The organism is Luteimonas sp. MC1825, from assembly GCF_014764385.1.
In the GTDB taxonomy this organism is placed as follows: Bacteria; Pseudomonadota; Gammaproteobacteria; order Xanthomonadales; family Xanthomonadaceae; genus Luteimonas.
The window spans coordinates 1,265,259-1,283,464 of sequence record NZ_CP061714.1 but is presented as its reverse complement, the minus strand read 5'-3'; the positions used below and the strand labels follow the sequence as shown (position 1 = coordinate 1,283,464).

General features: G+C 69.5%; 16 protein-coding genes. 6 read left to right on the top strand and 10 right to left on the bottom strand.

Features of this window, described 5'->3' with window-relative positions:
- The first annotated feature begins 94 nt into the window (after positions 1 to 94).
- Positions 95 to 2,179 (top strand): M13-type metalloendopeptidase, encoded by a 2,085-nt coding sequence (locus IDM46_RS05940; protein ID WP_182823726.1) that lies wholly within the window; start codon positions 95 to 97, stop codon positions 2,177 to 2,179.
- A gap of 136 nt (positions 2,180 to 2,315) precedes the next feature.
- On the top strand, positions 2,316 to 4,325 hold the full coding sequence (locus IDM46_RS05935) for a M13 family metallopeptidase (RefSeq protein WP_185115100.1): 2,010 nt from the start codon (positions 2,316 to 2,318) through the stop codon (positions 4,323 to 4,325).
- A gap of 24 nt (positions 4,326 to 4,349) precedes the next feature.
- On the opposite strand, the gene IDM46_RS05930 is transcribed toward IDM46_RS05935, so the two are convergent.
- Together IDM46_RS05930 and IDM46_RS05925 are read right to left on the bottom strand one after the other, a co-directional pair.
- On the bottom strand, positions 4,350 to 5,003 hold the full coding sequence (locus IDM46_RS05930; RefSeq protein ID WP_182821508.1) for a rhomboid family intramembrane serine protease: 654 nt from the start codon (positions 5,001 to 5,003) through the stop codon (positions 4,350 to 4,352).
- A 64-nt stretch (positions 5,004 to 5,067) separates the two neighbouring features.
- Positions 5,068 to 5,400: an MGMT family protein gene (locus IDM46_RS05925; protein ID WP_223878042.1), complete on the bottom strand. Its 333-nt coding sequence runs from the start codon at positions 5,398 to 5,400 to the stop codon at positions 5,068 to 5,070.
- A 40-nt stretch (positions 5,401 to 5,440) separates the two neighbouring features.
- Here IDM46_RS05925 and IDM46_RS05920 point away from each other — a divergent pair, with 40 nt between their 5' ends.
- Positions 5,441 to 5,851 carry a hypothetical protein gene (locus IDM46_RS05920; protein ID WP_182821513.1) on the top strand — a complete coding sequence of 137 codons (411 nt, stop codon included), beginning with the start codon at positions 5,441 to 5,443 and terminating at the stop codon, positions 5,849 to 5,851.
- 30 nt (positions 5,852 to 5,881) lie between these two features.
- Here IDM46_RS05920 and IDM46_RS05915 read toward each other — a convergent pair whose 3' ends face one another.
- Positions 5,882 to 6,994 carry an inorganic phosphate transporter gene (locus IDM46_RS05915; protein WP_182821515.1) on the bottom strand — a complete coding sequence of 371 codons (1,113 nt, stop codon included), beginning with the start codon at positions 6,992 to 6,994 and terminating at the stop codon, positions 5,882 to 5,884.
- Between the two features lie 9 nt (positions 6,995 to 7,003).
- On the bottom strand, positions 7,004 to 7,630 hold the full coding sequence (locus IDM46_RS05910; RefSeq protein ID WP_182821517.1) for a DUF47 family protein: 627 nt from the start codon (positions 7,628 to 7,630) through the stop codon (positions 7,004 to 7,006).
- A 275-nt stretch (positions 7,631 to 7,905) separates the two neighbouring features.
- Here IDM46_RS05910 and IDM46_RS05905 point away from each other — a divergent pair, with 275 nt between their 5' ends.
- Together IDM46_RS05905 and IDM46_RS05900 are read left to right on the top strand one after the other, a co-directional pair.
- Positions 7,906 to 9,216, top strand: a complete 1,311-nt coding sequence (locus tag IDM46_RS05905; protein ID WP_182821520.1) for a hemolysin family protein — start codon at positions 7,906 to 7,908, stop codon at positions 9,214 to 9,216.
- Positions 9,209 to 9,859, top strand: a complete 651-nt coding sequence (locus IDM46_RS05900) for an exopolysaccharide biosynthesis protein (RefSeq protein ID WP_182821522.1) — start codon at positions 9,209 to 9,211, stop codon at positions 9,857 to 9,859. The genes IDM46_RS05905 and IDM46_RS05900 overlap by 8 nt, the downstream gene beginning before the upstream one ends.
- A gap of 5 nt (positions 9,860 to 9,864) precedes the next feature.
- On the opposite strand, the gene IDM46_RS05895 is transcribed toward IDM46_RS05900, so the two are convergent.
- The 3 genes from IDM46_RS05895 to IDM46_RS05885 all read right to left on the bottom strand — a co-directional run bounded on the left by IDM46_RS05895 (position 9,865) and on the right by IDM46_RS05885 (position 13,771).
- Entirely contained in the window at positions 9,865 to 11,994 is a 2,130-nt protein-coding gene (locus IDM46_RS05895; RefSeq protein ID WP_182821525.1) for a GGDEF domain-containing phosphodiesterase, read from the bottom strand.
- Entirely contained in the window at positions 11,991 to 12,911 is a 921-nt protein-coding gene (locus IDM46_RS05890) for a phosphate/phosphite/phosphonate ABC transporter substrate-binding protein (protein WP_223878041.1), read from the bottom strand. Before IDM46_RS05890 ends, IDM46_RS05895 begins: the two co-directional genes overlap by 4 nt.
- An 80-nt stretch (positions 12,912 to 12,991) precedes the next feature.
- The gene (locus IDM46_RS05885; protein ID WP_185115098.1) at positions 12,992 to 13,771 is read right to left on the bottom strand and encodes an RNA methyltransferase; all 780 of its coding nucleotides are present in this window, start codon (positions 13,769 to 13,771) and stop codon (positions 12,992 to 12,994) included.
- Between the two features lie 87 nt (positions 13,772 to 13,858).
- On the opposite strand from IDM46_RS05885, the gene IDM46_RS05880 reads away from it, so the two are divergent.
- The gene (locus IDM46_RS05880; RefSeq protein WP_185115097.1) at positions 13,859 to 14,683 is read left to right on the top strand and encodes an inositol monophosphatase family protein; all 825 of its coding nucleotides are present in this window, start codon (positions 13,859 to 13,861) and stop codon (positions 14,681 to 14,683) included.
- 172 nt (positions 14,684 to 14,855) lie between these two features.
- Here the strand turns inward: IDM46_RS05880 and secF are convergent, their stop codons facing one another.
- The 3 genes from secF to yajC all read right to left on the bottom strand — a co-directional run bounded on the left by secF (position 14,856) and on the right by yajC (position 18,147).
- On the bottom strand, positions 14,856 to 15,821 hold the full coding sequence (secF, locus tag IDM46_RS05875) for a protein translocase subunit SecF (protein ID WP_182821532.1): 966 nt from the start codon (positions 15,819 to 15,821) through the stop codon (positions 14,856 to 14,858).
- 13 nt (positions 15,822 to 15,834) lie between these two features.
- On the bottom strand, positions 15,835 to 17,697 hold the full coding sequence (gene secD / locus IDM46_RS05870) for a protein translocase subunit SecD (protein WP_182821534.1): 1,863 nt from the start codon (positions 17,695 to 17,697) through the stop codon (positions 15,835 to 15,837).
- 99 nt (positions 17,698 to 17,796) lie between these two features.
- Positions 17,797 to 18,147: a preprotein translocase subunit YajC gene (yajC, locus tag IDM46_RS05865; RefSeq protein WP_182821537.1), complete on the bottom strand. Its 351-nt coding sequence runs from the start codon at positions 18,145 to 18,147 to the stop codon at positions 17,797 to 17,799.
- Between the last annotated feature and the right edge of the window lie 59 nt (positions 18,148 to 18,206).

Sequence of the window (18,206 nt, the reverse complement as noted above, 5' to 3'; positions counted from 1 at the left end):
TTGCGCGTCGGCCCGGACCCGGGCCGCGCCCTTTCCCATGCCCAACCGGGCGGAGCACACCGTGAGCCACAAGTCCAAGTCCACACCCCAGATCCTGCTGCTGTCGCTGGCGGTCACCGTCGCGCTCGCCGCCTGCCAGCGCGAGACGGCCGCCCCGCCCGTCGCCACCGCCACCCCCGCCGCCGCGCCGGCGCCCGCCGCGCTGACGCTCGACGAATCGAAGCTCCCCGGCGTCAACAGCTTCAAGGCCTCGGACCTCGATCCTTCGGTCGAGGCCTGCGTCGACTTTGGCGGCCACGTCAACGGCACCTGGCTCGCGGCCAACCCGATCCCCGGCGACCGCACCTCGTGGGGCGCGTTCGAGATGCTCGACGAGCGCTCGCAGGCCGTGCAGCGCCAGCTGGCCGAACAGGCCGCGGCCATGGCCGACGCCGGTGGCGTGGAAGCCATCGTCGGCAACTTCTGGTCCACCGGCATGGACGCGGAGAAGATCAACGCCCAGGGCATCACCCCGATCCAGGGCGAGCTGGACGCGATCGCCGCGCTCGACAGCCAGGAGAAGATCGTCGGCCACCTGCGCAGCAGCGCGGCCAAGGGCCAGAACACCCTGTTCGGCTTCGGTGCCGAGGCCGACTTCAAGAAGTCCGACATGAATATGGCCTACGCCATGCAGGGCGGCCTGGGCCTCCCGGATCGCGGCTACTACTTCGACGCCGACAAGAAGGACAAGCTCGACGCTTACCAGCAGCACATCGCCAAGGTGCTGGAGCTGTCGGGCATCGCCGCCGCCGATGCGCAGGCGCAGGCCAAGGACGTGATCGCGTTCGAGACGCGCCTGGCCAAGCCGTCCAAGTCGAGCGAGGAGATGTCGCGCGACGTGTCGCTGTTCTACAACCCGGTGAGCATCGCCGACGCCGACAAGCTGACCCCGAACTTCCCATGGGCGCCGTTCTTCGAGTCGCAGGGCGTGGCCACGCCGGCGACGTTCTCGCTGGCGATCCCGGCGTTCCATGCCGAGATCAGCAAGATGCTGGCCGACGTGCCGCCGGCGCAGTGGCAGGCCTACCTGCGCTTCCACGCCGTGGATGGCGCGTCGCCCTACCTGTCCGACGCGTTCGCGCAGGAACACTTCAACTTCTACAGCCAGGTGCTGCGCGGCCAGAAGGAAATGAAGGAGCGCGGCAAGCGCGTGCTCGACGTCATCGAATCGCAGGCCGGCGAGGCGCTGGGCCAGATGTACGTGAAGGTCGCGTTCCCGGCCGAGTCCAAGGCGCAGATGGAGACCCTGGTCAAGAACCTGAGCGATGCGCTGAAGCTGCGCATCGAAAACCTGGCCTGGATGTCGGACGAGACCAAGGCCAAGGCGATGGAGAAGTGGGCCGGCTTCACCCCCAAGATCGGCTACCCGGACAAGTGGCGTGACTGGAATGGCCTGGCCACCGGGCGCGACAGCTACATCGGCAACGTGCTGGCCGCCAACGAGTTCAATTACAAGTGGAACCTGTCCAAGATCGGCAAGCCCGTGGACAAGTCCGAGTGGGGCATGCCGCCGCAGATGGTCAACGCCTACTACAACCCGCTGCAGAACGAGATCGTGTTCCCGGCGGCGATCCTGCAGCCGCCGTTCTTCGATCCTGCGGCGCCGGCGGAGATGAACTACGGCGGCATCGGCGCGGTGATCGGCCACGAGATGATCCATGGCTACGACGACCAGGGCAGCCGCTTCGGTCCGACCGGCAACTTCGAGAACTGGTGGAGCGAGGCGGACGCCAGCGGCTTCAAGAAGCTCACCGACCAGCTCGTGGCGCAGTTCGACGGCTACGAGGCGGTGCCGGGCAAGAACGTCAATGGCAAGCTGACGCTGGGCGAGAACATCGCCGACCTCGGCGGCCTGGCGGTGGCCTACGACGCGATGAAGAAGGCGACCGATGGCACGGCCGATGCCGGCACCGACGGCCTGACGCGCGACCAGCGCTTCTTCGCCAACTGGGCCACGGTGTGGCGCCGCAACTTCACCGACCAGGAACTGGCCGTGCGCCTCAACACCGACCCGCACGCACCGGCGAACTTCCGCGCGATCGGCGCGCCGTCCAACCTCGGCTCGTTCGCGGCCGCGTACTCGTGCAAGCCGGGCCAGCCGATGGTTCGCGGCGGCAAGGACCAGGTCGTCATCTGGTAAGCGCCTGACCACGGGCAATGCGTGAAGGAAGGCCCGGCAGACGCCGGGCCTTCCGCGTTTCCAGGCTGCGCGCCGGGTTCATGGCCGCGCACGCACGGCTTGATAGACTGCCGCGATCCCACCGCAGGTCCCCCAGATGCCGAAGCACAAGCCGCTCGTCCTTGCCCTCGCCGCCAGCCTGCTGCTCGGCCTCGCCGCCCCCGACGCGGACGCGCAGCGCCGCCGCGCCGCGCCGAAGGCGCCGGCCGGCCCGACCGCCTGCGGCGATTTCTACGCCTTTGCCAACAAGGACTGGCTGGTTGCCAATCCGGTGCCCGCGACCGGCACGGTATCGGCGCTCGGAGAGCTGCAGGCGCGCGTGCTGGAGCAGCAGCGCGAACTGCTGTCGACGTCGATGAGCGCGCCACAGGGCAACGTGCAGAAGCTGCTCGGTGACTTCTGGGCCAGCGGCCTGGACGAGGCCGCGGTGGAGGCCGATGGTTCCAGGCCGATCGCGCCCCTGCTCGACCGCATCAATGGCATCAAGCGCGCCAAGGACGTGCCGCCGGCGATCGCCGCGCTGCACCAGGTCGGCATCCCGGTGGCGTTCAACTTCAGCGCCGACCTCGACCTGGCCGACCTCGAGCGCCACGTCGGCTATTTCGCCCAGGGCGGCACCGGCCTGCCGGACCCCGCGTACTACACCCGCGAGGACGCCGATGCGCGCGCCCTCCTCGGCCGCTACAACAACTACGTGCAGAAGATCCTCGCCCTCACCGGCACCGCCGAGAAGGACCTGGCGGGCGAAGCGCAGCAGGTGATCGACCTGGAAACCCGCATCGCGCGCGCCTCGCGTCCCATCCCGACACTGCGCGATCCGCGCCAGAACCACGCGCTGGTCGCCACCGACACGCTCGGCAAGACATACAAGCGCCTGCAGCTCGACGCCTTCCTCGCCGCGCAGGGCGTCACCGACGACAGCGTGTCGATCGCCAACCCCGCGCTGTTCACCGCGCTTGACGACATGGTCGGCAGCCTGAAGCCGGCGCAGTGGAAGACCTACCTGCGCTTCCAGGTCGGCAACGCGATGGCGCCTTACCTGTCGAAAGGGTTCCGCGACGCCGAATTCGACTTCCGTGGCCGCGTGCTGCGTGGCGAGACCGCTCAGCCCAGCCGCGAACTGCTGACGCTGCAGGCGATCAACCACGCCGCGGGGCAGATGGTGGCGCGCGAGTACGTCGGCCGCTACCTGCCCGACGCGAGCCGCAGCCGCGCCGAGGCGATCGCCGGCGAAGTCCGCGATGCGCTGGTGCGCGGGCTGGCCCGCAACACCTGGATGGACGAGGCCACCCGCGCCGAAGCCGGCAAGAAGCTCGCGGCGCTGAAGATCGAAGTCGGCGCACCGCGGCGCGACGTCGACTACACCGTGCAGCCGATGGGCCGCGGCAGCTTCGGCGGCAACATGCTGATCGCATCCACCTGGCACCACCGCGAAGAGATGAAGCGCATCGGGCGCGGCAACGCCGAGCGCCGCTGGAACGTGCAGCCGCACCAGCCCGCGCTGGCCTACGACGCCGCCCACAACCGCCTGGTCATTTCCGCCGCCGTGCTGCAGCCGCCAGTGCTGGACATGTCGCGTGACGGTGCCGCGCATTACGGAAGCCTCGGCGCGCTCATCGCGCACGAACTCAGCCACGCGATCGACGGCAAGGGTCGCATGCTCGATGCCTCGGGCACCGTGCGCGACTGGTGGACGCCGGGCACCGCCGGTGCGTGGAGTGACCGCCTGAACCGCCTGTCGGCGCAGTACGGTAGCTACGACATTCCCAACCTCGAAGGCCGCAAGGTCAATGCCACGCTGACGCGCGACGAGAACGCGGCCGACCTGGCCGCGGTGGAGCTGGCCTGGGACGCGCTGCAGCAGGCACAGCCCGCGCTGGAGAAAGACGGCAGGCAGGCGTTCTACACCGCCTGGGCGGAACTCTGGCGCCAGCAGCCCTCGGCCGCCTTCGCCGAACAGCAGGCGACCAGCGCTTCGCATGCGCCGGGCAAGTGGCGCGCCAACGGTCCGCTCAGCAACCAGCCTGCCTTCAGCGAGGTGTTCGCCTGCAAGGCGACGGACGCCATGCGTCGCAAGGACGACGACCAGGTCTCGCTCTGGCGCTGACCGCGCCAGCCACGCGACGGGCGATCAGAACCGTCGCGTGGGCGCGCGCCGCTTGAACGGCGGCTGGCCGCGCCAGTTGCGGATCAGCAGCCAGCCGAACAGCATGCCGCCGAGGTGCGCGAAATGCGCGACACCCGACTGCGTGCCGGTGATGCCCATCAGCAGTTCGATCGCGCCGTAGACCAGCACCAGCGTGCGCGCCTTCATCGGGATCGGCGGGATGAGCAGCATCACCCGCTGGTTCGGGAACAGCATGCCGTAGGCCAGCAGCAACCCGAACACGCCGCCGGACGCGCCGACCGTGGGGAATGCCCCACTGCCCTGCGACACCGCCCAGCTCCCCACCCCGAGCTGGCACAGCCCGGCACCCGCCACGCACACCAGGAAATAGGTCAGGAAGCGCTTCTGGCCCCAGGTGTATTCGAGCTGTGCGCCGAACATCACCAGCGCCAGCATGTTGAACAGCAGGTGCGCGAGGTTGCCATGCAGGAAGCCGTAGGTGAGCAGCTGCCACGGCTGGAACGCCTGGGCACCGGCCATCAGGTCGAAGGCATTGGTGCCCAGCGGCCACAGCATCAACGGCGCGAATGCCACGTTGCCGAGCACCGACTGCAGCAGGAACACGCCGGCATTGACGATCAACAGCCCCTTGGTGACGGGCGGCAGGTTGTTCAGCATTCCCGATCCTTCGACGGACAGCCTCCATGATAACGGCTGCGCACCCGCGATCCGGTCGACGCGCTCACGCCGGGCCCCAGATGTCGGCATCGAGCGAGCCTGCGCCACGCGGCATGCGCACCCTGCCTTCCACCACCGCCACGCCTTCAGCGCGCAGGCGCCTGGACTGCTCCAGCCATCCGGCTGATTCGCGCGGGAACGCGATGCGCCCGTCGCTGCGCAGCACGCGGTGCCAGGGCAGGCGCGGGTCGTCGTTGCCGGCCAGCACGCGCGCCGCCAGGCGCGCACGCCCCGGCAGGCCGGCGCGGCGCGCCACTTCGCCGTACGCCGCCACTTCGCCCGCGGGGATCGCGCGCACGGCGGCAAGGATCAGTTCGGCGGGGGTCGGCGCGTCCATTGCGCTAGCATAGCCAGCACGTCCATCCCCGGTCCCCGCCATGCAGAACTTCGAACAGGTCCGCCGCCACGTCGCCGGCAACGGGTTCAAGGTCACCATGCAGGAGCCGTACGTGCTCTGCGTGGAGCTGTCGCTCGACGCCGGCCGTCGCCACCAGGCGATCTTCCTTTCCGAACTGCACGACGATGACGGCCGCTGCTACCTGCGCGCCAGTACCGCCGTCGCGCCGATTACCGGCATCGATGCGCGCCGCGCGCTGTCATTCAACTGGGGCACGCGCGTCGGCTACCTGGCGATCGGCGAACTCGACGGCGTGCCCTACCTGCAGCTGTGCGAGAACCGCCCCTACGAGAGCCTGGATGCGGCCGAGCTCGGCCGCCTGGTGCTGGAGATCGGCGGCATGGGCGACCGCCTGGAGCGCGCGCTCGGCGCCGACGGCGACCTGCTCTGACAGACCGCGGGCCGCCTGCGGGACCGTCGGTCAGGCCGCCAGCTTGAACAGCAGGTAGGCGATGCCACCCGACATCGGGATGGTCAGGATCCACGCCCACAGCATCTTGTGCACCACCGACCACTTGATGGCGTTGAGCCGCTTGGCGGTACCCACGCCCATGATCGCCGACGAGATGTTGTGCGTGGTCGACACCGGGATGCCCAGCGACGACGCCGCCAGGATCACCGAGGCCGCGCTTGTCTCGGCCGCGAAGCCGTGGATCGGGTGCAGCTTCACCAGCTTGTGGCCCAGCGTCTTGATGATCCGCCAGCCGCCGGCGGCGGTGCCCGCCGCCATCACCAGCGCGCAGCTGACCTTGATCCAGGTGTCGATGTCACCCTCGGCCAGCGCCGCGTCCGACGGATGCAGGAAAGCCAGCCATGGGGGCAGCGCATCCAGGGTGCCGGCCGACTGCGCACTGACCAGCGCCAGGGCGATGATGCCCATGGTTTTCTGCGCATCGTTCATGCCGTGGGCGAAGCCCATGCCGGCGGCGCTGACGATCTGCGCCTTGCCGAAGAAGCCGTTGACCCAGCGCGGCCGGGCGATGCGCGCCAGCCAGCCGCCACTGCGCGCCATCATGGATATGGTGAAGAACAGCACCCCCATCAACAGGAAGCCCGCCGCGAACCCGAGTACCGGCGAACTCACCATCGGCACGATCACCTTCCACAACACGCCGGCACTCTGGTAGAGCGGCTCGGCGGGTTCGGACCAGATGATGCTCCCGAAATTGTTCGACGCCGCCGCCAGCGCGGCGCCCATCAGGCCGCCGATCAGCGCGTGCGACGACGATGACGGCAGGCCCCACCACCAGGTGATCAGGTTCCAGACGATGCCACCGAGCAGCGCGCACAGGATCAGCAGCGAACCGACGTCGACCACTCCGGCGTCGATCAGCCCCGAGGAGATGGTCTTGGCGACGGCGGTGCCGGCGAGCGCGCCGATCAGGTTCATGCCCGCGGCCATGCCCACCGCCTGCATCGGCGACAGCACCTTGGTGGCGACGACGGTGGCGATCGAGTTGGCGGTGTCGTGGAAGCCGTTGATGTACTCGAAGGCGAGCGCCACCACGACCACGGTCATCACGAGGGCGAGCATGGCGCGGCCTCAGCTGTTCTTCAGCACGATGCCGAACGCGACCACGCCGGCCTCGCGGCAGCGGTCGATGGCTTTCTCCAGGATCTCGAAGAACTCCTTGAGCAGGAACATCTGCCGCGCATCGAGCTTGCCGGAGTAGATGTCGCGGTACAGCTCCAGCATCAGCCGGTCGGCCTCGTTCTCGAGCGCGCGCAGCTCGTCGTTGAGCGCCTTCATCGGCTCAAGCTTCAGGTGGCGCAGCTGCCGGACCATCTTCAGCACCACGCCGGCGGCCTGCTCGAGCATCGCCGCGCGCGGCGCGAAGTCGATGTGCTCCAGGTGCTGGGTGGCCATCGAGTAGCGGTCGGCGAACTTCTCGATCTGCTTGGGGATCTTGTACAGCGCGGATCCCAGCGCCTCGATGTCCTCGCGCTCGATCGGCGTGATGAAGCTGTCCACCAGCGCCTGGCTGATCTTCTCCGAGGCCGCGCGCTCGCGCAGGCGCGCCAGCTTGAAGGCGTCGAGCGCCGGCTGGCGGTCGGCTTCCTTCAGCATCTGGTGCAGCGCGCGGGCCGCGTCCAGGGCGGCCTGTGCCGCCTCCTCGAGCAGCGTGTAAAACTGGTTGCCTTGGCCGAACATGGTCTGCAGGGAAAACATGGCGCGCTGCCTCGTCGCAGTCGAATGGGGTGCACCCGGCGTCGCGGGCGGCGAATTATGACGGTTTAAAGACCGTTGTGCCCCTGTATCCACCGTCCCGGCCGCTGTCGCGGCGCCTGCTATGATCGCCCCGCGCACCGCGCGCCCCTCCCCCGGAACCCGATGGAAAGCGAATCCAGACCGCCGCAGCACCGCCAGGCCCGCGCGCCTGCCGTGCTGCAGACACGCCCCGCGGCACCGCGCCGCGCCGCTTGCCGACGACAGGATCCGCCGCCGTGCTCGAACTGCTGATCGTGATGGCGCTGATCGCGCTGAACGGTTTCTTCGCCCTGTCCGAGATGGCGCTGGTCACCGCCCGCACGTCGCGCCTGCGCCAGCTCTCCGAGACCAGCCGCGGCGCGCGCGCGGCGCTCAAGCTGGCCGAGCACCCCGACAACCTGCTGTCCACCGTGCAGATCGGCATCACCCTGATCGGCGTGCTCACCGGCGTGTTCGGCGGCGAGGCGATCGGGCAGATGATCGCCAGCTGGCTGGCCGACGTGTTCCCGACCGCCATCGAGTACGCGCGCCCGATCGGCATCGGCACCGCGGTCGGGCTGATCACCGCCGGGTCGGTGATCTTCGGCGAACTGATCCCCAAGCGCCTGGCGCTGACCAACCCCGAGGGCATCTCGGCCGCGGTGGCGATCCCGCTGCAGGCACTGGCCACCGGTGCCAAGCCGGTGGTGGCGACGCTGGGCGCGATCAACCGCCTGGTGCTGCGGCTGCTCGGCATCCGCGACGACAACCGCAACGCGGTCTCCGAAGAGGAGATCCGCATGCTGGTGAGCGAGGGCCACGAGCAGGGCGTGATCGACGCCGACGAACGCAACATGATGAACCGCGTGCTCAGGCTGGGCGACCGTTTCGCCGAGAGCCTGATGACGCCGCGCACGCGCATCGCCTGGCTCGACGCCGCCAAGAGCTTCGAGGACAACCTGGCGATCATGCGCGCCACCCCGTTCTCGCGTTACCCGGTGTATCGCCGCGACGACAGCGACGTGGTCGGCGTGCTGGAGGTGAAGTCGCTGATCGACCGCATCGACACGGGTGAGTTCGACCTGTTCAAGGACATGCGCGAGCCGCTGTTCGTGTCCGAGTCCACGCCGGCGCTGAAGCTGGTGGAGATCCTGCGCGAAGGCCAGCAGTCACTGGCCCTGGTGGTGGACGAATACGGCGACGTCACCGGCATCATCAGCGTCAACGACGTGCTCGAGGCCGTCATCGGCCGCACCTCCAGCGGTGAAGGCGCCGACTCGCATCCGCTGGTGGTGCAGCGCGACGATGGCTCGTGGCTGGTCGATGGCGCGCTCGGCGCCGACTCGCTGCGCGAGCTGCTGGGTGGCGGACCGCTGCCCAACGAGGACGAACACGACTACAACACCGCCGCCGGCATGACCATCGCCCACTTCGGCCGCATCCCCAACGCCGGCGAGCACTTCGAATGGGGCGTGTGGCGCCTCGAGGTGGTCGATCTGGACGGTCCACGCGTGGACAAGCTCCTGCTGCAGCGCACCGACGCCACCGCTCCGGTCGGCGATGGCTGACCACGACGGCGCGACAGGCGGGCCGCGCGCGAAGCGGCCGCAGGCCAGCGTGCGCACCATCCTGGCCTCGTTGGTGGACGGGCCGGTCGACGAACTGCTGCCGCTGCGCACCCTGCTCGACGGCCTGGGCCGCAGCATGTTCGGCATGTTGCTGTTCATCGCCACCCTGCCGGCGTTCCTGCCGGTGCCCGGCGTGGCCGGCGCGCTCAGCGGGCCGCTGGTCAGCCTGGTGGGCCTGCAGCTGGTGCTCGGCCTGCGCCGCCCGTGGCTGCCGGGCTTCGTCGCCACGCGCGGCCCCAGGCGCGGCACGCTGGCGCGGTTCGAGCACCGGATCTCGCCGTGGCTGCTGCGCCTGGAACACCTGGTGCGGCCGCGCCTGGCGGCGCTCATCGACCACCGCGCGGCCACCATGTTCACCGGCGTGCTGCTGGTGCTGCTCGGCCTGCTGCTGGCGTTGCCGATCCCGTTCACCAACTACGTGTTCGGGGTCCTGCTGCTGGCGTATGCGCTGGCACTGCTCGAGCGCGATGGCGCGCTGCTGCTGCTGTCGTGGGGCGCCGGGATCGCGGCCATCGTGATCTTCGGCGTGACCGGTGGCACCCTCGCCGCGGTGGCCACGGAGTGGCTCGACCGCCTGTTCTGACGCTGTCAGGCCAGCAGGCGGCGGAAGTCGTGCACGGTCATCGGATAGCCCAGCCAGTAGCCCTGCGCGAGGTCGCAGCCGCGCTCGCGCAACACGTTGAACTGGCCTTCCTTCTCCACGCCTTCGGCGACCACGGTGATGCCCAGCGAATGCGCCATGGCGATGATCGCGGTGGTCAGCGCCAGGTCGTCGGGGTCGCGCAGCACGTCGGCGATGAAGCTGCGGTCGATCTTCACGCCGTCCACCGGCACCCGCCGCAGGTGGCTGAGGCCCGAGAAGCCGGTGCCGAAATCATCCAGCCAGACCTTCACCCCGGCCGTCCGCAAACGTGACAGCAGGCTGCTGACCCGCAACTCGTCGCCGATCACCGCGGTCTCGGTGAGTTCGACGTGCAGGCAGCCGGCCGGCAGGCCGGTTTCCTCCAGCACCCGCTCGACCTGCGCCGCGAGGTCGCCGGTGCGCAGCTGCCGCGCCGACACGTTGACCGAGACGAACAGCTCTTGACCCGGGAAGTCGCGGCGCCAGCGCATCGCATCCTGCGACGCCGCGCGCAACACCTGCGGGCCGATGACCTCGATCAGGCCGCTCTGCTCGGCGACATCGATGAACACCGACGGCGCCACCATGCCGTGCTCCGGGTGGTTCCAGCGCAGCAGCGCCTCGGCGCCGACCAGGCGGGTGTCCTCGAGCCGGAACACGGGCTGGTAGACGATGCTCAGCTCGCCGCGCTCCCAGGCGCCGCGCAGGTCCTGCTCCATGCGCACGCGGCGCTCGACCGCCTGGTCCATCGCACGGCTGTAGAAGCGGTAGCAGTTCTTGCCGGCCACCTTGGCCTGGTACATCGCGATGTCGCCGTTTTTCATCAGCATGCTGGCGCCGACGGCATCGTCCGGGAACAGGGTGATGCCGATCGAGGTCCCGAGGAACACCTGCCGGCCGCGCACCAGGATCGGGCGGCTCAGCTCCGCCACCAGTGTCTCCGCCAGCCGGCTGGCCACGCCGCGGATGCCGCCCTCGGCCAGCGCCTCGGATTCGATCAGCACCACGAACTCGTCGCCGCCGAACCGCGCGAGGTGCGCGCCTGCGCCGCCGTGGCGCTCCACCGCCTCCTGGATGCGGGTCGAGAACTGCACCAGCACCTCGTCGCCGGCGTCGTGGCCGAGGGTGTCGTTGATGCGCTTGAAGTCGTCGATGTCGGCGAACAGCAGCGCCAGCTGGTGGCCGGCGCCGTGCAGCTCCATCAGGCGGCGGTCGAGCACCTCGCGGAACGCCAGCCGGTTCGAAAGGCCGGTCAACGCATCGGTGTAGGCCATGCGCCGCATGTCGCGGTCGTGGCGCACGATGCTGTCGCCCATGCGGCCGAACGCGCGCATCAGGTCGCCGAGCTCGTCGCGCCGTCCGTCGCTGGGGACAGCGGCCGCAAAATTGCCGGCCTCGATCTCGCGCGCGGCGTCGGCGAGCTGGCGGATCGGGCGCACCAGCGTGCGCTGCACGAGGAAGCTGACCGCCGCGCCAAACACCACGAGCGCCGCCATCAACGCCGCGATCCAGCCGGCATGGCGGCGCCCGATCTCGGTCAGCCGCGCGCTCATGCCCTGCACGGCGCGCGCCTCGTCGTCCGCGACCGACGCCACCGAGTAGCCGATGCGCAGGCCGCCGAGGCGCTGGTCGCCCATCCGCACCGGCGTGGACACGTCGAGGATGCGGTCGCTGGACTGCACGTGCGGGCCGGTGCCGGCGATGGCCTCGTACGCCAGCGCGTCGTCCATCACCTGGCCGAAGGTCGCGATGTCGCCGGACCCGTCGTGGATCACCGCGCCGCTGGTGTCGTAGACCACCGCGTAGGCGACGTCGGGCTGCTTCATCACCGCGCGCAGCAGCGCGCCGATCTGGTCCAGGTCGAAGTAGTACAGCGGGTTGACCAGGCTCGCCGCGAGCTGCACCGCCGCCGCCTCGCCGCGTTCGGCAAGCCGGTCGAAGACCAGCGCGTGCATCGACTCCTTGCTGAGCGCCAACACTTCCCGGCGCATCACGTCCTGGCGATGCAGGACCAGCGTCACCACCGCCAGCACCACCAGCAGCGCCAGCACCACCGCAGCCAGGAACCGCGCATGCAGGCCGTCGCGCAGCCTCATTCGATCTTCGCCCCGACACGCGCCACGCCGGCGCGCAGCACGTCGAGTGAGCGCGCGGTCGCCGCGTCCATGGGCAGGAAGCGCGTGGTGTTGAAGAAGCGCAACAGCGCCTCGCTGGCATCCGGGTCGTTGGCGGCGGCGGCCAGCACCTCGCGCAGGCGCGCCTTGACCGCGGGTTCCAGGTCGCCGCGGACCATCTCCAGCGCGCGCGGGAAGTCGGGGGTGACGTGGAACGCCACCAGGTCGCTGCGGTAGCTCGCGGGCATGCGCTGCGGACTTTCCCAGTCGAGGTTGCTGAGCGCACCCGCATCGACCAGCCGCTTGTGCACCCAGGTGGCGATGTTGAGCTCCGAACGCGCGAACAGGTAGCCCACCGAGCCTGCCACCGGGCGGTCGCCGGGCGACAGCAGGATCTCCATCGGCAGGCCACGGCTGATGATCTCCATCGCCGGCAGGTAGTAGGCGCTGGTGGAATTGAGGTTCTGGAAGGCGATGCTGCGCCCGCGCAGGTCGTCGAGGCTGTCGATGCCGCTGTCGCGGCGCGCGAAGAACACCGTGCGGTAGGTACTCACGCCACTGCGCTCGGTGAGCAGCAGCGGTTCGGCGCCGGCACGCGTCTGCAGCTGCAGGGCGCTCGCGGTGGTCTCCGTGACCCAGTCCACGCGGCCGCGGCGCAGGTAGCTCTCCATCTGCTTCAGGTCGCGCGCCATCAGGATCCGGCCCTCGCGGATGCCGACATCCGCCATCCGCGGGACCACGTAATCAAGCAGCGGCTTGAGCTGGTCGTAGTGCGCGGCGGGGTCGTCGCTGATGCGCCCCAGCACCAGCACGCCGGCATCGTTGGCCGACGCCGCGGGCAGGAACGCGAGAAGGCACAGGACCATCGCGGCTGGCAGGTGGCGCAGGCGGCGGAACATCGCGGTCAAATGAGGCTCGCGTCACAGTGTCGGTGCAGCGTGGCAGCCTAGCGGAAAACACCCGCACTGGCACCTGCCACTCACGGCCCCGGGGGCGGCGCGGACGCCAGGCGCGCCATGCGCTGGGCGTCGGCGAGCACGCCGCGCAGCAGGCGTACCTCGCGCGCGTCGAGGCCACAGCGCAGGAAGATCCGCCGCAGCTTGCGCATCGCCGACTCCGGTGCCCTGCCCTTGTGGAAATCGATCGCATCGAGGGTCTCGCCGAACTGCGCGAAGAAGCCCTCCAGCTCGGCGTGGCTGGCCGGCGCGTCGCGCGGTTCCTCGGACGGCGCGACCGGCGTGGCCCGCGGGTCGCTTGCCAGTGCGGCCATCCGCAGTTCGTAGGACAGCACCTGCACCGCGGCCGCCAGGTTCAGCGAGCTGTAGTCGGGATTGGCGGGGATATGCACCGCCGCATGGCACAGCTGCAGCTCGTCGTTGTCGAGGCCGGTGCGTTCGCGGCCGAACACCAGCGCCACCTGCGCACCCGCGGCCGCGGCGTCGTGCAGGCGCGCGGCGGCGGCGCGCGGCGCAAGTTCCTCGAGGGCGATGCGCCGGCTGCGCGCGGTGCAGCCCAGCACCAGCGCGCAGTCGGCGACCGCCTCGGCGAGGCTGCCGACGATGCGCGCCGCATCCAGCACGTCGTCGGCACCGGCCGCCATCGCGATGGCATCGCCATGCGGGTAGCGCTCGGGCGCAACCAGCACCAGGCGCTCCAGTCCCATGGTCTTGATGGCCCGGGCGGCGGCACCGATGTTGCCCGGATGCTGGGTCCCGACGAGGACGATGCGGATTTCGCCGACTGGCTGCGCGATGTTCATGGGTGCGGATGGTAAACTGCGCGACGGCCTCGAGCCGCCCGTTCTTTTCCCCTGCCGTCCATCCCAAGCGCCCGGAGCCTGCCCGCGATGCTACAACCTGCTGTCAACATCATGGTCAAGGCGGCCCGCTCCGGCGGCAACGTCCTGTTGCGCAACATGAACAAGCTCGACGCACTCAACGTGGTCGAGAAGGAACGGATGGACTACGCCAGCGAGGTCGACGGACTGGCCGAAGCCGCGGTGATCAAGGAACTGCGTCGCGCCTATCCGGAGTACGCCGTGCTCGGCGAGGAAGGCGGGGCCCTCAAGGGCAGCCGCGGGCCAAGCCGCTACACCTGGGTCATCGATCCGCTGGACGGTACCAGCAACTACCTGCGCGGCTTTCCGCACTGGTGCGTCTCGATCGCGCTGTGCGAGGGTCCCGAGCCGCTGCATGCGGTGATCTTCGACCCGCTGCGCAACGAGCTCTTCACCGCCAGCCGCGGCAGCGGTGCGCAGCTCAACGGCCATCGCATCCGCATCGGCGAGCGCAAGGACCTGGCCGGCGCCACCATCACCACCGGCTTCGCGCCGCGCGAACGCGCGCGCGTGGCCGCGCAGTTCGACTGCATGCGCCAGGTGCTGGCGACGGCCGAGGACATCCGCCGCACGGGCTCCGCCGCGCTCGACCTGGCCTACGTGGCCGCCGGGCGCACCGACGGCTACTTCGAGGCCGGCGTGCAGGTGTGGGACGTCGCCGCCGGCATCCTGCTGGTGCGCGAAGCCGGCGGCCGCGTCAGCGACTTCCGCGGCGCCGCACTCGGCCCGATGCACATCGCCATGCAGAGCCGCCAGGTGCTGGCCGGCAACCTCAAGCTGGCCGACGCCCTGCAGAAGACCATCGAAGCCTCGGGCTACGCGGCCGCGTTCTGAACCTTGGGGGCTGGTGGCGGATGGATGAAGCCTTTGTCTCGCGAAGCTCGCTGAGGACGCGAAGAAAAGCAGGTCTTTCGGAGAGCGATGGCTGACAAAAAAACCCCGCACGATGCGGGGTTTTTCGTACGTGCACCCAGCCCCGCGCTCCGGGGCACGGAGACGCGGGCGATCAGGGCCGGCGGGCGAGTTCCTCGTCGTCACGGGCCTTCGGCAGCAGGTCCTGCTTGGTGACCTTCAGGAAGCCCATGGTCAGCAGCGGGCAGGCCGCGAAGATCGACGACAGCGTGCCGAACACGATGCCGATCATCATCGCCGACGACATGCCCTGCAGCGACCCGCCGCCGTACAGGTACAGCGCGAACACCGTCAGGAACGCCGCCACCGAAGTGATGATGGTGCGCGACAGGGTCTGGTTGATCGACGCGTTCAGCACCTCGTGCGGCGGCGCGCGCATGCTGCGGAAGTTCTCGCGCACGCGGTCGAACACCACGATGGTGTCGTTGATCGAGAAGCCCATCACCGACAGCAGGCCGGCCAGCACCGTGAGGTCGAACTCGCGCCCGGTGACCGCAAAGAACCCGGCGACGATCAGCACGTCGTTCAAGGTGGTGACGATGGCCGCGACCGCGAACTTCCACTCGAACCGGAAGCCGATGTAGATCAGGAACCCGACCACCACGAACAGCAGCGCGTACAGCCCGTTCCAGGCCAGCTCGCGGCCGACCTGCGGCCCGACGAACGCGTTGCCCTGGATGGTCGCCTCATTGCCGTCGGCGGAGGCCGCCGCGCGGACTTCCTCGGCGGTGCGCGCATTGGCGTCGGCGCTGGTCTCGCCGTCACGCGGCTGCAGGCGCACCAGCAGGTCGCTGCCGCTGCCGTAGGTCTGCACCTGCGCGCTGCCGTAGCCGGCCGCCTCCAGGCGTTCGCGCACGCCGTCGACGTCGGCCGCCTGCTCGAAGCGCAGCTCCACCACGGTGCCGCCGGTGAAATCCAGCGCGTAGTTGAAGCCGATGCCGGCGATCGCCGCGATCGAGCCGATGGTGAGCGCCAGCGACAGCAGCACCGACACCCAGCGAAGGCGCATGAAGTCGATGTTCGGGGTGGCCGGGATCAGCCGCAACGGGAAAATGGTCATGGTCGTGTTCCCGTCAGATGGGCAGGGTGGTGAGTTTCTTGCGCCCGCCGTACACCAGCGTGGCGATGCCGCGCGACACCGTCACCGCGGTGAACACCGAGGTCAGGATGCCGATCACCATCGTCACCGCGAAGCCCTTCAGCGGCCCGGTGCCGAACGCGAACAGCGCGATGCCGGCCAGCAGTGCGGTCATGTTGGAGTCGAAGATGGTGCCCGAGGCCTTGTCGTAGCCGTTGGCGATCGCCGCCCGTGCCGGCATGCCCGCGCGCAACTCCTCGCGTATGCGTTCGTTGATGAGCACGTTGGCGTCCACCGACATGCCGATGGACAGCGCCAGGCCGGCGAAGCCCGGCAGCGACATGGTGGCACCGAACAGGCTCATGATCGCGACCACCATCAGCAGGTTGAGCAGCAGCGCGATGCAGGTGAACAGGCCGAACATGCGGTAGTAGATGCCGAAGAACAGCAGGGTGAACACGAAGGCGTAGAGCACCGCCGTGGTGCCGCGCGCGACGTTTTCCTTGCCGAGGCTGGGGCCGACGATGCGCTCTTCGATGAAGTCCATAGGCGCCGCCAGCGAACCCGAGCGCAGCAGGCGCGCCAGGCCGTCGGCCTCGGCCTTCTCCAGGCCCGTGGTCTGGAACTGCTTGCCGAACACGCCGTTGATGTTGGCGACCGAGATCACCTCTTCGCTGACGCGGAAGCTGCGCACTTCCTCGCCGGCGGCATTTGTCGTCAGCTGCGGGATGCGCTCGATGTACACCACCGCCATGGGCTTGCCGACGCTCATCGAGGTGAAGTCGAACATGCGCTGGCCGCCGAGGTTGTTGAGCGTCACGCTCACCGCCGGCATGCCGTTCTCGTCCAGGGTCGACTGCGCGGTGACCATCTGCTCGCCCGAGGCGATCACGCGCTTGTTGAGCAGCACCGGGATCGGGCGGCCGTCGACGCCGACTTCGCGGCGGTAGTACACGCGCGCCTCGGGCGGCACGTTGCCGCTGGCCACCGCGTCGAAGGGATCGCCGTCCACCACCGCGCGGTATTCCAGCGTGGCGGTCGCGCCGATCATGCGCTTGGCCTCGGCCGTGTCCTGCACGCCGGGCAGCTGCACCACCACGCGGTCGGCGCCCTGGCGGGTGATCACCGGGTCGCCCACGCCGATCTCGTCGATGCGGTTGCGCAGCGTGGTGATGTTCTGGTCGATCGCGTCGGTGGAGATCTGGTTGAGTTCGACGTCCGGGACGCGGGTGGTGATGCGCTTGCCGACCGCCTCGCGCAGCAGCGTCGGCTGCGCGGTGGCCAGCAGGCGCATGGCGCGGTCGGCGTCGGCGGCATCGGCCAGGTTGGCGACGGTCACGCCGCCGGCGGTGCGCTCCACCGACTCGTAGCGGATGCGGTTGTCGCGCAGCACCGCGCGGATCTCGTCGGCGTAGGCATCAAGGCGCTTGTCCAGCGCCGCCTTCTGGTCCACCTGCAGCACGAAATGCACGCCGCCCTGCAGGTCCAGGCCCAGCAGCATGGGCCGCGCGCCGACGGCTTCCAGCCACGCCGGCACGGTGGACGCGAGGTTGAGCGCGACGATGTAGTCCTCGCCCAGCACCGGGCGCAGCGCGTCGGCGACCAGCGTCTGGTCGGACAGGCTGGCCAGCCGCACCATCATTTCCTTGTCGTCGGTATCGACCGCCTTGGCGGTGACGCCCGCTTCGGCCAGCGCGGCGTCCACCTTGCCGCGCAGCTCGGCGCCGATGGTGGCGCCGCGGTTGGCGGTGATCTGCACGGAGGGATCCTGCGGATAGATGTTGGGCAGCGCGTACAGCGCGCTCAACAGCACCACGATGAGGATGACGACGTACTTCCAGCGGGGAAATTCAAGCATGGCTTCGTCTTGCGGGAGGTCTTCCCGCGGACGGGAGCGACATGGTCGGGGCCCGGCGGCGGAACCGCTCGCCGGGCTCGGGAGAGCGTGTGGCGGCGGTCAGGCCGCCTTGAGCGTGCCCTTGGGCAGGACGTTGCCGACCGAACCCTTCTGCACGCGGATCTCGACGCCGTTGGCGATCTCGACGGTCAGGAAGCTGTCGCCGATGTTGCGCACCACGCCGGCGATGCCGCCGCTGGTGATCACTTCGTCGCCGACCGCGAGCTTTTCCAGCATGCCGCGATGCTCCTTGGCGCGCTTCATCTGCGGGCGGATCATCAGGAAATACATGATCAGCAGCAGGATCACCGGGAACGCGAGGGTGGTGAGCATGCTCGGCGCCGCGGCCGGGGCGGCGGCCTGGGCATAGGCGGGGGCGATCAGCAGGTCGAGCGGGTTGGGCAGGCTCATGGGTTCATCCATCAAGGCGGAAATCAGCGGGGAAGTATGCCATGCGGCCGGCGGCGGGC

Excerpts from the sequence above, each read along its gene's own strand:
- IDM46_RS05935 (WP_185115100.1), top strand. The coding sequence starts at position 2,316 with ATGCCGAAGCACAAGCCGCTCGTCCTTGCCCTCGCCGCCAGCCTGCTG.
- IDM46_RS05930 (WP_182821508.1), bottom strand. The coding sequence starts at position 5,003 with ATGCTGAACAACCTGCCGCCCGTCACCAAGGGGCTGTTGATCGTCAAT.
- IDM46_RS05925 (WP_223878042.1), bottom strand. The coding sequence starts at position 5,400 with ATGGACGCGCCGACCCCCGCCGAACTGATCCTTGCCGCCGTGCGCGCG.
- IDM46_RS05920 (WP_182821513.1), top strand. The coding sequence starts at position 5,441 with ATGCAGAACTTCGAACAGGTCCGCCGCCACGTCGCCGGCAACGGGTTC.
- IDM46_RS05915 (WP_182821515.1), bottom strand. The coding sequence starts at position 6,994 with ATGCTCGCCCTCGTGATGACCGTGGTCGTGGTGGCGCTCGCCTTCGAG.
- IDM46_RS05910 (WP_182821517.1), bottom strand. The coding sequence starts at position 7,630 with ATGTTTTCCCTGCAGACCATGTTCGGCCAAGGCAACCAGTTTTACACG.
- IDM46_RS05900 (WP_182821522.1), top strand. The coding sequence starts at position 9,209 with ATGGCTGACCACGACGGCGCGACAGGCGGGCCGCGCGCGAAGCGGCCG.
- IDM46_RS05895 (WP_182821525.1), bottom strand. The coding sequence starts at position 11,994 with ATGAGGCTGCGCGACGGCCTGCATGCGCGGTTCCTGGCTGCGGTGGTG.
- IDM46_RS05890 (WP_223878041.1), bottom strand. The coding sequence starts at position 12,911 with ATGTTCCGCCGCCTGCGCCACCTGCCAGCCGCGATGGTCCTGTGCCTT.
- IDM46_RS05885 (WP_185115098.1), bottom strand. The coding sequence starts at position 13,771 with ATGAACATCGCGCAGCCAGTCGGCGAAATCCGCATCGTCCTCGTCGGG.
- IDM46_RS05880 (WP_185115097.1), top strand. The coding sequence starts at position 13,859 with ATGCTACAACCTGCTGTCAACATCATGGTCAAGGCGGCCCGCTCCGGC.
- secF (WP_182821532.1), bottom strand. The coding sequence starts at position 15,821 with ATGACCATTTTCCCGTTGCGGCTGATCCCGGCCACCCCGAACATCGAC.
- secD (WP_182821534.1), bottom strand. The coding sequence starts at position 17,697 with ATGCTTGAATTTCCCCGCTGGAAGTACGTCGTCATCCTCATCGTGGTG.
- yajC (WP_182821537.1), bottom strand. The coding sequence starts at position 18,147 with ATGAGCCTGCCCAACCCGCTCGACCTGCTGATCGCCCCCGCCTATGCC.